The organism is Clostridium sp. AN503 (assembly GCF_040719375.1).
Lineage (GTDB): Bacteria > Bacillota > Clostridia > Lachnospirales > Lachnospiraceae > Brotaphodocola.
This window is the reverse complement of the sequence record NZ_JBFDTP010000001.1, coordinates 465,235-477,794: the sequence shown is the minus strand read 5'-3', so window position 1 is coordinate 477,794 and position 12,560 is coordinate 465,235. Positions and strand designations below refer to the sequence as shown.

Genomic DNA, 12,560 nt, shown 5'->3' with positions numbered 1-12,560 from the left:
ATGGATAAGAAGAAAACAGTTAATATTGATATGAAACAGTACGGTATGCTGCTGGCGCTGATCGCAGTATTCCTGATATTTGCCGTCATGACCGGCGGAAAGAACATGTCCCCCGCCAACATCAACAACCTGATCATGCAGAACGGATACGTTGTGATCCTGGCAGTGGGTATGCTGCTCTGCGTACTGACCGGCAACATCGACCTGGGAGTTGGCTCGGTGGTTGCCCTCTGCGGCGCGGTAGTCGGCATCATGATGGTAGACTACAAGACCAACATGTGGGTGGCGATCCTGGCAGCCCTGGCGATCGGTACCCTGTCCGGTATGTTCGTCGGTTTCTTCGTGTCGAAGCTGGCGATCCCGCCGTTTATCGTTACCCTGGCAACCATGCTGATGGGGCGCGGACTTACCTACACCCTCTTAAAGGCACAGACAAAAGGCCCGTTTTCCGCAAGCTATTCCTACATAGGCGCAGGCTTCCTTCCCACCGTCAAGGTTCCCTTTGGAAACGGCACGCTGGATCTGGTCTGTATCGCCGTGGCGGCAGCGGCCTCTGTCCTGGTGGTGCTGTCCGAGCTTAAGTCGATCCGCACCAAGAAAAAATACGGATTCCCGGTCAACCCGCTGTGGCAGACCGTTGCGAAGGAGGCGGTGATCCTGCTGATCATCTGGTTCTTCTTCTACAAGCTGGCCCGCTATAACGGAATCCCGTTCGTGCTGGTCATCATGGGCGCGCTGGTGGCGCTGTACCATTTCATCACCAGCAAGACCGTTGCCGGACGCCAGATCTATGCGCTGGGCGGCAATGCGAAGGCAGCCAAGCTTTCCGGCATCAATACGGAAAAGGTGTTCTTCTGGGTATACACCAATATGGGTATCCTGTGCGCAGTGGCAGGCATCGTCCTCTCCGCACGAAACGCCTCTGCCACGCCGAAGGCGGGCGACCAGTTTGAGATGGATGCGATCGCGTCCTGTTACATCGGCGGCGCGGCAACGACCGGCGGCGTTGGTACGATCATCGGAGCGGTGGTCGGGGCATTTATCATGGGTATCTTAAACAACGGAATGTCCCTTTACGGGTGGTCCACAGATATCCAGAAAATCGTGAAAGGTGCTGTACTTTTGGGCGCTGTTACGGTAGACTTGTTATCAAAGAGAAAGAAATAACAAGGAGATAAAAAACAGATGCAGGGACAGGAACCAAAATATAAAGCAGTCGTAAACTGGGTGCTGGAGAATATCAATAACGGGACATTTGCCATGGGGGATAAGCTTCCTTCGGAGAATGAGCTGGCGGCGCAGTTTGACTTAAGCCGTCAGACCGTGCGCCACGCGGTGGATCTCTTGGAGCAGCAGAAGCTGGTGCGCCGTGTCCGGGGGAGCGGTACTTATGTTGGTGAGACGGTCAGGGCCGTCAGGCAGAAATCCTACAAAAATATCGCGGTGATCAGTACCTATGTGGACAGCTACATATTTCCTCCTGTGATGAGAGGGATCGAGCGTGTGCTCTCAAAAGCCGGTTACACCATGCAGGTAGCCTTCACGGGGAACCGGATCGACCGGGAGTGCGATATCCTGGATTCTATCCTGGAAAAGGGCGGTATCGACGGACTGATCGTGGAGCCGGCAAGGAGCGCCCTGCCCAATCCCAATCTGCATTATTATAAGAAACTGATGGAACAGCAGATCCCGATCCTGTTTTTCAACTGCAGCTATCCGGAGCTTGATCTGCCCTGTGTGGCGCTGGATGACCGAAGCGTTGGGCAGAAGGCGGCGGAATACCTGATCCATGCGGGACACCGCAGGATCGGCGGAGTCTTCAAATGCGACGACGGACAGGGACACCTGCGGTATGCGGGGTACGTCCGGGGGCTCCAGGAAGCGGGCCTTAAGGTGGACGGGAAGAAGGTAGTGTGGCTTGCCACGGAGGATATTAACAACCTGGAACAGTGGCCGGATTATCTGCTGTACCGTCTGGAGGGCTGCACCGGGCTGGTATGCTATAACGATGAGGTGGCCCATATCCTGACGGGGATCTGCGCAAAAAAAGGCATCCGGATCCCGGAGGACTTATCCATCGTCAGCATTGACAATTCGGACCTGGCGGCGTTTGGGGAGGTGCAGGTCACTTCCTTCCCCCATCCCATGGACGCCCTGGGAAAAAAAGCAGCGGAAAACATGATAAAGATGATAGAGAACCCTTATTTTGACGGCAATTACCTGTTTGACTCGGAAGTGATCGAGCGGGATTCCGTCAGGATCATAGAAACGGAGGCGGCAGGACGTAGTGGAAGATATTAAGAAAAAGAAGATAACGCGCCCGGCGCAGATCATCCTGGTCCTGCGCCTGATCGCAGGAAGCTATCTGGTATATTTATCCTGGGGACTGATCGAGGAGGTACGCAGATACACGGGGGCAAGGCAGATCGTGCTGATCGTCAGCATGGTGTTGTTTTTCTGTATCGGACTGGCTCTGGCCGGATGGTCCTTGAAAAAATTGGCCAGGGGTGAGTTTTTACGCCCGTGGCAGAGCGAGGATGATTTCGAGGACTGACATGGCCCCTTGAAAAAGGGCGACAAAATGACTGAAAATCAAAGACAGATCATAAAAAGGAGTGTATAATATTATGGACGGTAAAAATTACAAATTTTGGTTCGCGACCGGTTCGCAGGATCTATATGGCGACGAGTGCCTTGCCAATGTGGCAGAGCATTCCAGGATAATCGTGGCAAGATTAAATGAGTCGGGAGTGCTGCCTTTTGAGCTGGTGTGGAAGCCGACGCTGATCGACAACACCTCGATCCGCCGCCTGTTCAACGAGGCCAACGGGGACGAGGAGTGCGCGGGCGTGATCACCTGGATGCATACCTTCTCACCGGCCAAGTCCTGGATCCTGGGGCTTCAGGAGTACAGAAAGCCACTGATGCACCTGCACACCCAGTTCAATCAGGAGATCCCCTACGATACCATCGACATGGATTTCATGAACGAGAACCAGTCCGCCCACGGTGACCGGGAGTATGGTCATATCGTGAGCCGTATGGGGATCGAGCGGAAGGTGGTCATGGGCCACTGGGATGATCCAGCTGTGCAGAAGCGGATCGCCGACTGGATGAGGACCGCCATTGGCATCATGGAGAGCAGCCATATCCGCGTGGTGCGTATTGCTGACAATATGCGCAATGTGGCGGTGACCGAGGGCGACAAGGTGGAAGCCCAGATCAAATTCGGCTGGGAGATCGACGCATATCCGGTGAACGAGATCGCCGAATATGTGAAGGATGTGTCTGCCGGGGACATCGAGACCCTGGTGGAGGAGTATTACAGCAGATATGATATCCTGTTGGAAGGCAGGGACGAAAAAGAGTTCCGCAGCCATGTGGCTGTCCAGGCCGGTATCGAGATCGGCTTTGAGAAGTTTTTGAAGGAGAAGAACTATCAGGCCATCGTCACTCACTTCGGGGATCTTGGCTCCTTAAAGCAGCTTCCGGGGCTTGCGATCCAACGTCTGATGGAGAAAGGCTATGGTTTCGGCGGCGAGGGGGACTGGAAGACCGCAGCCATGGTACGCCTGATGAAGCTGATGACCTCTGGCATGAAGGACGCAAAGGGAACTTCCTTTATGGAGGATTACACCTACAACCTGGTTCCGGGCAAGGAAGGCATCCTTCAGGCCCATATGCTGGAAGTCTGCCCGACCATCTCCGAAGGACCGATCGGCATCAAGGTCTGCCCGCTGTCCATGGGTGACAGGGAAGACCCGGCCAGACTGGTGTTTACCTCCAAGACCGGGCCGGCAGTGGCTACCTCCCTGATCGATCTGGGCAATCGTTTCCGCCTGATCATCAATGAAGTGGACTGCAAGAAGGTGGAGAAGCCCATGCCGAAGCTGCCGGTAGCGACCGCATTCTGGACTCCGCGTCCAAACCTGGCGACCGGAGCGGAGAGCTGGATCATTGCGGGCGGCGCCCATCACACAGCATTTTCCTATGACCTGACCGCAGAGCAGATGGGCGACTGGGCGGCAGCTATGGGGATCGAGGCGGTGTATATCGACAATGACACCACGATCCGCGGGCTGAAAAATGAACTGATGTGGAACTCGGTGGTTTACCGGTAAGCATAGCTGCCGTAGGACAGCGGCAGAGACAGGAGGTTACAATGGAAGTTGATCGAAATGATATCAAGCGGCAGATCCGGGAGGGAAAGACCGCTCTTGGCATTGAGCTGGGATCGACCAGGATCAAGGCGGTCCTGATCGGGGAGGACCATACCCCGGTCGCTTCGGGAAGCCATGACTGGGAGAACCAGCTGGTGGACGGGATCTGGACCTATTCTCTGGATGCGGTCTGGGCGGGGCTGCAGGATGCATTCCGGGATCTGGTGGAGGATGTGGAGCGGCAGTACGATGAGGCCCTTGTTACGATCGGCGCCATCGGCATCAGCGCCATGATGCACGGGTACATGGTGTTTGATAAGGCGGGCGATATCCTGGTACCGTTCCGCACCTGGCGCAATACCATCACGGGCGAGGCGTCGGAGAAATTGACGGAGCTGTTTGGCTATCCGGTCCCGCAGCGGTGGAGCATTGCCCACCTGTACCAGGCCATCTTAAACGGCGAGGCCCATGTTCCGGATATCGACTATATGATCACGCTGGAGGGCTATGTACACTGGAAGCTGACCGGTCAGAAGGTTCTGGGGATCGGAGATGTAGCCGGGATGTTCCCGGTGGACCCGGCTGCGAAGGACTTTGACCAGAGATGTGTGGAGCAGTTTGACAAGCTGGTGGAAGAGAAGCATTTCCCGTGGAAGCTGCGCGATATCCTGCCGAAGGCCCTGACCGCCGGGCAGGATGCGGGCGTGCTGACGGAGGAAGGCGCGAAGCTTCTGGATGTGAGCGGGAACTTAAAAGCAGGCATTCCCATGTGCCCGCCGGAGGGCGATGCGGGAACCGGAATGACGGCGACGAACAGCGTTGCGGTCAGGACCGGCAATGTGTCCGCCGGGACCAGCGTATTTGCCATGGTTGTTTTGGAGCATGGACTTAAGAAGGTTCATCCGGAGATCGATCTGGTGACCACGCCGGCAGGAGACCTGGTAGGCATGGTGCACTGCAACAACTGTACCTCGGACCTCAATGCGTGGGTAGGGATCTTTAAGGAATTTTCCGAAGCCATGGGCATGGACGTGGATATGAACCGGCTCTTTGGCACCCTGTACAACAAGGCGCTGGAGGGAGATAAGGACTGCGGCGGACTGCTGGCGTACAACTATTTCTCCGGGGAGCATATCACCGGTTTTGAGGAAGGACGTCCCCTTTTCGTGAGAAAGCCGGACAGCGCATTTAACCTGGCGAACTTTATGAGGACCCATCTGTATACATCCCTGGGCGCGCTGAAGACCGGTCTGGATATCCTTTTTAAGGAAGAAGATGTGAAGCTGGACGTGCTCCTTGGACACGGCGGGCTGTTCAAGACGAAAGGCGTGGGCCAAAGTATCATGGCGGCTGCAGCCGGTGTGCCGGTGTCCGTGATGGAGACGGCAGGCGAGGGCGGCGCATGGGGGATCGCGCTGCTGGCGGCTTATATGGTGCAGAAAGGCGCGGACGAGACCCTTGCAGGATATCTGGCAGACAAGGTATTTGCCGGGCAGAAGGGCAGCCGGATGGAGCCGGATGCAGCGGATGTGGCTGGCTTTGAGGCATTTATGGAGCGGTACCGCGGCGGGCTTGCCATCGAGCGGGCGGCGGTTGACACGCTTTGATGAATGCCGGCTGAGACGGACGGTGCCTGGCGGTAGTTGTGATGTTACAGACGCGGCAAACGTCGGAGACGGCGCTGCGGGATATGACAGCGGCAGAGCAGAAATATTGGAAAAGCGGAGGCAGGATATGTTAGAGGCATTAAAACAGCAGGTATATGAGGCAAATATGGAGTTGCCGAGGCGTGGTCTGATCACCTACACCTGGGGCAATGTGAGCGGGATTGACCGGGCGCTGGGCCTGTTTGTCATCAAGCCCAGCGGCGTGGACTACGATGTGCTCCGCCCGGAGGATATGGTGGTGATGGATCTGAACGGAAACCGGGTGGAAGGGACGCTTAACCCGTCCTCCGACACAGCGACCCATGTAGAGCTTTACAAAGCATTTGCGGAGATCGGCGGGATCGTACATACCCATTCGCCCTTTGCAACCTCCTGGGCGCAGGCGGGCAGAGCGCTTCCCTGCTACGGAACCACCCATGCAGATTACTTCTACGGGGAGATCCCCTGTGCCAGGAATCTGACTGCGGAGGAGATCGAGGACGGCTATGAGAAGAACACCGGAACGGTGATCATCGAGACCTTCCAGGGTAAGAATCCGGTCTATGTGCCGGGCGTGCTGTGCAAGAACCACGGCCCGTTTACCTGGGGGAAGGATGCGGCCCAGGCGGTCCACAATGCAGTGGTACTGGAGGAGATCGCGAAGATGAACCTGATGACGGAGCTTTTGAACCCCACAGCGGACAACCGCACTCCGCAGTGCATGCAGGATAAGCATTTCTTAAGGAAGCATGGTCCGAATGCATATTACGGGCAGGGCGGTAAAGAGTAGAATCATTCAAAAAGATCTAAAATAATATAAAAGATGAAAAGGAGAGAGCATGAAATTTTTTGTAGATACAGCAAATGTAGAGGATATCAGAAAAGCAAATGACATGGGCGTGATCTGCGGCGTTACCACCAATCCGTCCCTGATCGCCAAGGAGGGCCGTGATTTCAAGCAGGTGATCGAGGAAATTGCCTCCATCGTAGACGGACCGATCAGCGGTGAGGTGAAGGCTACCACCACCGACGCGGAGGGAATGATCGCAGAGGGCCGTGAGATCGCAGCGATCCATCCGAACATGGTCGTGAAGATCCCGATGACTGTGGAAGGCTTGAAAGCAGTCAAGGTGCTCACAGCAGAGGGAGTGAAGACCAACGTGACCCTGGTATTTTCAGCAGCCCAGGCGCTCTTAGCGGCACGCGCAGGCGCAACCTACGTATCTCCGTTTTTGGGACGTCTGGACGATATCTCCATGCCGGGCATCGACCTGATCGAGGATATCACCGAGATCTTTATGGTGCATGATATCAAGACTGAGGTGATCGCAGCCAGCATCCGCAATCCGATCCATGTGATCGACTGCGCAAAGGCGGGCGCAGATATCGCTACGGTACCTTACGGGGTGATCGAGCAGATGACAAAGCATCCGCTGACCACCGCCGGGATCGCCAAGTTCCAGGCGGATTATAAGGCTGTGTTTGGGGAGTAAGGATACAGGAAGGGGCGCTGCGGAGCAGCGCCCTCTGTTATTTTCCGGTACGTCGGTATTTTTTAGAATATTCTTTGTTATCAAAACACTCACAGTCTGTTTTCCTGCCGGGAGCATAGCGCCGTTTGTTGTCAGCAGCCCGTTTCACGGTCTGCGTGTAGTCTCTTGTAAACTGACCTAAATAACTATATTAATATATCGATATTGTAAACATTGATATTAACAAGTACAGCCGTTATAATAGATTTATACAGTAGTTTCCATATTACAAATAATCGTGTGTTTGAAATTAGTATTTATATGTCAAGATAACACACATTAGAATGGAAGGAGCTAAGCGAATGAAAAAAAGAATTTTTATTATCTGCGGGGTTGTTCTCATATTGCTCTTTGGGGTCTTTGCTATTCCCCAATACCTCAAACCTGAACTTGCTCCTACCGGAACATATCGAGAAGGCTTTGAGTATGGCGGTCAGGATTGCATCATGTACAATGATCTTTTATATTGGGAGCAGTCTATTTATGAAGATCCGCCTTTGGACAGCATGGAATTAGTAGGAACTGTCAAACAGGCAGTTGACAGAATACCCGAACAGAATTTTGACTCGGCTGTGACCGCAGAAGGTTCGGAACTATATTATACTGACAATAATCCAGGGATTATTGTTGTAAAAGAAAATGGTATTTATTATATTTTTAGCTTGCAGGATAATAGTTGAGATTTAAGGGGTGAAACTTAAGACCATCACAATATTGACATCATGATCCTGGCTGTCTATAATGAGAACATAAGGCGAAAAGAAAGGGTGAGCACAATGCAATTATATGGGAAATTCTGTATTGGATGCAGCTCCAAACAATTGTATCATACAAAACATTGTGTGGAGCCTGATATGAAATCATCACAGGAAAAAGCATATTCCAAAACGAACCGGTAGTTTGGGGTTTGTTTCGTATGCTATTTAGGCAGCCGACAGTGTTTTGTCGGCTGCCTTTTGGTTATAATTATTTAAATTATAAGCAGAGGGTGCATATGGTTGCTGCCTTCTGTTTTTTTATTCATAGGCAATTATGTCCTTCAGGGGAAAGCACATGCTATGAATGTAAAAACAATATAAGAAATCCGTTACATACAGTCCCTGGAGAGGGACGATAAACACTACTACTATCATAATGCGAGGAAGTTATATCATGAAAGATGGACAGGATCTGACAACAGGAAGTGTATCAAAAAAGTTGATTTTATTTGCATTCCCTCTGCTGCTTGCCAATCTGCTGCAATCCTTTTACAGCATTGTTGACATGCTGGTTGTCGGTAGGCTTGTGGGAGAAACGGGGCTTGCCGCGATCAGTAATGCATCCATGATAAGTTTTATTATCAATTCGATCTGTATCGGTGTCACAATGGGTGGAACGGTACTGGTGGCACAGTGTAAAGGGGCGAGGGATGAGACCGGGCAGATTGAAACCATAGGGACGTTGTTTTCCGTTGCCCTGATTGCATCCGTTCTGGTTACGATTCTGGGATTACTTGCATACAGACCTCTTTTTCAGATGCTCCATGTTCCGGAGGATGCTATGCAGGATGCCTGTGATTATATGAAGATCATCTGCTGCGGTACGGTATTTGTGTTTGGTTATAACGCGGTGTGTTCTATTATGAAGGGATATGGAGATTCCAAAAGCTCCCTTTACTTTATTGCCGCTGCGACAGTTGTAAATATCATATTGGATATGATTCTGGTGGGGCCGTTGGGCATGGGGACAAAGGGAGCGGCGTATGCCACCATTTTTTCACAGTGTATTTCCCTTTTTATCTCCATTGTCCATCTGAAAAGAAAGAACTTTGTTTTTGATTTTCGGTTAAGGAACTTTGCGGTAAAATCAGACAGGCTGGCGGCTGTTTTAAAAGTTGGGCTGCCGACGGCGGTTCAAATGGTGGTCGTCAATATCTCGTATCTCTTGATCACCGGGATGCTCAATCATTTTGGGGTATCCGTTGCAGCCGCGTCAGGCGTGGGTCTGAAGGTCAATACATTTGCAGGCATGCCCTGCTGGGCGGTCGGGCAGGCGGTGACCGCTATGGTGGGGCAGAATATAGGCGCTGATGATATAGAACGCGTAAAGAAAACTACAAGGATCGGACTGCGCCTAAATATCCTGGTCACGTTTATGGCGGTGGTATTTGTACAGGTATTTGCAGAGCAGATCATCCTGCTGTTTGACCCGGCCAGTCCAGAAGTTATGGATGCAGGGGTTCTTTATCTGAGAATCTGCTGTGGAGTGAACAGCCTGGTCTATGCGGTCTTATATACATTTGATTCCTTTGCGATTGGGATCGGTTCTGCAAACATTGCAATGATAAATGCACTTTTGGACGCTGTGGTCGTCCGGCTGCCTGTAAGCTGGCTGCTGGCATTTGCGGCTGGTGCGGGATATGCAGGTATCTATATCGGGCAGGCGGTTTCTCCGCTTTTGCCTGCGGTCGTGGGGTTGTTGTATTTTAGGGGCAGGGGATGGGAGCGGAAAGGGATGGGCGGAGCTATATAGTCTTCCATCCAATCCGAAACGATGGAGTTTCCAGAAACAATTTCAAAAGTCTGGGCCTCCCCGCAAGTACAGGGAGGCTCGCCCGGTTATGCAGCTATCATTCCAGGATGTATTTGAGATTTACCAGAATCCGCAGGTAAATGAATTGCCGGAAATCCTCGTCAATGCACCTGTTTCTCTCCTAATTCTCTTGTGATATTCTTTAGCCAGCCATATTTCCGATAATGGATAATGGCGGCGGGCAGCTTGACAACTTCATCTAAATTGATAATCAGGAATACAACGACAACGGGTAGATTCCAATAAAACGCCGCAAGGAAACCGGCTGGAACAGCAAAAATCCACATGGTGATTGCGTCACATACCAAGCCAAACTTGGAATCACCGCCAGAGGGAAAAATCCCGGCTATTGTCGTCATGTTAATTGCCTTTGCAACCATATAACAGGCACAGAATAGTAACATCCACTTTAAGTATTCGGTGGCTTGAGAGCTTAAAACTGTTACGTTCAAAATTAGAGGTGACAACACAAGCAGGAGCAGGCCGGACGCCACGCCTCCGATAACCGCCATTTTCCAGAGCAGACCGCCGTACAGCTTTGCTTGTTTCAAATTTCCCATGCCCAACTCGTTACCCACGATAATGCCGCCGCCGTTGGCAAGGCCGGTACAAAAACTAACGATCAAATTCTTTACGATATTTGCAATCGAATTAGCGGCCACAGCGTCGCTGCCTAAGTGTCCCATAATGACGGAATACATGGTGAAGCCACACCCCCACACCAGATAATCACCCATCATAGGCACTGTATATTTCCAGTAGTCCAGGACCAAAAGGCGATCTACCGCAAAGCAATACTTCATACGCAGCCTGATTCGATTTTTTCGCAAGGATTCCACATAGGCCCAAAGCATTTCAAGGAACTTTGAAATAGAGGTGGCAAGGGCAGCGCCCGCAATTCCCATTTTGGGGAAAAAGACCAGCCCAAAGATCAGCGCGGCATTTAAGAAAATATTGATAACAACGGCGCTTGACCCAATCACCATGCTTTTCATGGCATACCTTGTATTTTTCAAGATACAAAGGTAAATTTGCGATATGCCGGTGAAAAGATAGGACGCTGCTACAATACGAAGATAAACGCTGCCGCCCGTTATTAGTTGCAGCTCGCTGGTAAAAATCCGCATTAACTGATTGGGCATAAAAAGGGACGCTAAAAAGAAAACTGCTGAAATTAAAAAGGAAACCCTTGTGACATATGCAAATATTCTCTCAATAGCGTTTACGTCACCCTTTCCGTAGTATTGTGCAGTCAAAATGCTTGTTCCCATTGTCAACCCGCCCATAAACAGGTTGAACACAAAGGTGATTTGCCCGGCCAACGATACCGCCGACAGGGAATCCTGATTAACAAATCCGAGCATGAGAGCGTCCGAAGCACTCACCGCCGCCAGCATAAATTGTTGAAATGCGATTGGCAGCACAAGGACAAACAGCTTTTTATAAAAGACTGTTTTCCCACCACCTGACTCTTTTTCTTCCATCGAATAACCTCCTGTCTGTTTTTCTTAACAATCCTTAGTATAGAAGAAAGAAGTTAGAGAAACAGCGCCAAATCTTAATATATACAGTGGTATTTTCTCATGTCACATAGTATAATGGGAACAAAAATTGGGTGCTTTTGGAGTAAAGGAGTGGCAAGGTGGGAAAAGAAATTTTATGTGCGGCAGTCGAGAGATTGCGGGAAGAATTTGGGGTGTTGGACTGGACATATCATAATTATCCCGGTGAAGATCAAGAGGAAAAAATGTTTTATTGGCCCGGTGCGCCGGAAGATGAAATTATGGTGGTCGTCCATCAGAGCAGAGGACGGCAAGAGTTGTTTCACCGGCATGATTACTTCTACTTCAATTACACCTATCAGGGCGAATACGATTCCATTAGTTTTAAGTACGATAACCGTATTACGATTCAGGAGGGGGAACTGTATGCAGGCCAGCCCTTTGCCGGTCACGCTCTTTGTGTCCATGACGACAAGGAAACAACGATCATCGGCGTACTGGTTCAGAAGGACACTTTTTGTCGGGCCTTTTTACCAATGCTTTCCGCCAACACAAAGCTGTTTCATTTTCTGCTTGACCCGTCGACCAACAAATTTTCTGATGAATATATTCATTACAAAATTGAGGACGACTGCAACATACGGGCGCTTCTTGAAATGATGGTAGTAGAGTATGCCAACCGGCAAGAGGACACACAGGTTGTCTTGAAGTCGCTCACATTGTCATTTCTTATTCAGGTTGCGCGTCAATATGTCAATGTGAATCGGGAGACTGCAAATGAAAGCCCTTCGGAAAAAATCGTACAGTATATCGGGGAACACGTTGATACCGTGACGCTCAAAGAAATTGCAAAGCATTTTTCGTATCACCCTAATTATGTTTCAACATTGTTGCACCGGGAAGTTGGGAAGTCCTTTTCAGAAATTTTATTGGAATTACGAATGGAACGGGCGGTAATCCTTTTGAGAGGGACAAAACTGCCGGTTGAAGAGATTTCCTCCGTATTGGGTTATAGCAACAGCAGCAATTTTTACAAAGCTTTTCGGGATTACTACCATGTTTCTCCAAGAGAATACATAAAGGTGGGGACTGATATGAAAAGAAATTAGCACTCGCCTGTTGACAGTGCTAACAACATGTGTTATAGTA

The 12,560-nt window shown here is 50.8% G+C and carries 11 protein-coding genes; 10 read left to right on the top strand and 1 reads right to left on the bottom strand.

The genetic code is table 11. The annotated features are described in order from the left end of the window. From mmsB to AB1I67_RS01965, 9 genes are all read left to right on the top strand, one after another. Positions 1-1,167, top strand: coding sequence for a multiple monosaccharide ABC transporter permease (gene mmsB / locus AB1I67_RS02005; protein ID WP_367028149.1), 1,167 nt, complete (start codon positions 1-3; stop codon positions 1,165-1,167). Between the two features lie 18 nt (positions 1,168-1,185). Beyond that, entirely contained in the window at positions 1,186-2,301 is a 1,116-nt protein-coding gene (locus AB1I67_RS02000; RefSeq protein WP_367028148.1) for a GntR family transcriptional regulator, read from the top strand. Next, positions 2,288-2,554, top strand: a complete 267-nt coding sequence (locus tag AB1I67_RS01995) for a hypothetical protein (protein ID WP_367028147.1) — start codon at positions 2,288-2,290, stop codon at positions 2,552-2,554. Before AB1I67_RS02000 ends, AB1I67_RS01995 begins: the two co-directional genes overlap by 14 nt. A 73-nt stretch (positions 2,555-2,627) precedes the next feature. After that, on the top strand, positions 2,628-4,121 hold the full coding sequence (gene araA, locus AB1I67_RS01990) for an L-arabinose isomerase (protein WP_367028146.1): 1,494 nt from the start codon (positions 2,628-2,630) through the stop codon (positions 4,119-4,121). 41 nt (positions 4,122-4,162) lie between these two features. After that, on the top strand, positions 4,163-5,767 hold the full coding sequence (locus AB1I67_RS01985) for an FGGY-family carbohydrate kinase (RefSeq protein WP_367028145.1): 1,605 nt from the start codon (positions 4,163-4,165) through the stop codon (positions 5,765-5,767). Positions 5,768-5,894: 127 nt separating this feature from the next. Next, the gene (locus tag AB1I67_RS01980; RefSeq protein ID WP_367028144.1) at positions 5,895-6,596 is read left to right on the top strand and encodes an L-ribulose-5-phosphate 4-epimerase; all 702 of its coding nucleotides are present in this window, start codon (positions 5,895-5,897) and stop codon (positions 6,594-6,596) included. A 49-nt stretch (positions 6,597-6,645) separates the two neighbouring features. Next, positions 6,646-7,299 carry a fructose-6-phosphate aldolase gene (gene fsa, locus AB1I67_RS01975; protein WP_367028143.1) on the top strand — a complete coding sequence of 218 codons (654 nt, stop codon included), beginning with the start codon at positions 6,646-6,648 and terminating at the stop codon, positions 7,297-7,299. Positions 7,300-7,640: 341 nt separating this feature from the next. Beyond that, complete coding sequence (locus AB1I67_RS01970; RefSeq protein ID WP_367028142.1) at positions 7,641-8,018, top strand: hypothetical protein; 378 nt, start codon at positions 7,641-7,643, stop codon at positions 8,016-8,018. 472 nt (positions 8,019-8,490) lie between these two features. Continuing rightward, positions 8,491-9,849: an MATE family efflux transporter gene (locus tag AB1I67_RS01965; RefSeq protein WP_367028141.1), complete on the top strand. Its 1,359-nt coding sequence runs from the start codon at positions 8,491-8,493 to the stop codon at positions 9,847-9,849. Positions 9,850-10,010: 161 nt separating this feature from the next. Here AB1I67_RS01965 and AB1I67_RS01960 read toward each other — a convergent pair whose 3' ends face one another. Further along, entirely contained in the window at positions 10,011-11,393 is a 1,383-nt protein-coding gene (locus tag AB1I67_RS01960; RefSeq protein WP_367028140.1) for an MATE family efflux transporter, read from the bottom strand. Between the two features lie 158 nt (positions 11,394-11,551). On the opposite strand from AB1I67_RS01960, the gene AB1I67_RS01955 reads away from it, so the two are divergent. Next, complete coding sequence (locus AB1I67_RS01955) at positions 11,552-12,520, top strand: AraC family transcriptional regulator (RefSeq protein WP_367028139.1); 969 nt, start codon at positions 11,552-11,554, stop codon at positions 12,518-12,520. The last annotated feature ends 40 nt before the right edge of the window (positions 12,521-12,560 follow it).

Coding starts and splice junctions, on each gene's coding strand:
- mmsB (WP_367028149.1), top strand. CDS start 1: ATGGATAAGAAGAAAACAGTTAATATTGATATGAAACAGTACGGTATG.
- AB1I67_RS02000 (WP_367028148.1), top strand. CDS start 1,186: ATGCAGGGACAGGAACCAAAATATAAAGCAGTCGTAAACTGGGTGCTG.
- araA (WP_367028146.1), top strand. CDS start 2,628: ATGGACGGTAAAAATTACAAATTTTGGTTCGCGACCGGTTCGCAGGAT.
- AB1I67_RS01985 (WP_367028145.1), top strand. CDS start 4,163: ATGGAAGTTGATCGAAATGATATCAAGCGGCAGATCCGGGAGGGAAAG.
- AB1I67_RS01980 (WP_367028144.1), top strand. CDS start 5,895: ATGTTAGAGGCATTAAAACAGCAGGTATATGAGGCAAATATGGAGTTG.
- fsa (WP_367028143.1), top strand. CDS start 6,646: ATGAAATTTTTTGTAGATACAGCAAATGTAGAGGATATCAGAAAAGCA.
- AB1I67_RS01970 (WP_367028142.1), top strand. CDS start 7,641: ATGAAAAAAAGAATTTTTATTATCTGCGGGGTTGTTCTCATATTGCTC.
- AB1I67_RS01965 (WP_367028141.1), top strand. CDS start 8,491: ATGAAAGATGGACAGGATCTGACAACAGGAAGTGTATCAAAAAAGTTG.
- AB1I67_RS01960 (WP_367028140.1), bottom strand. CDS start 11,393: ATGGAAGAAAAAGAGTCAGGTGGTGGGAAAACAGTCTTTTATAAAAAG.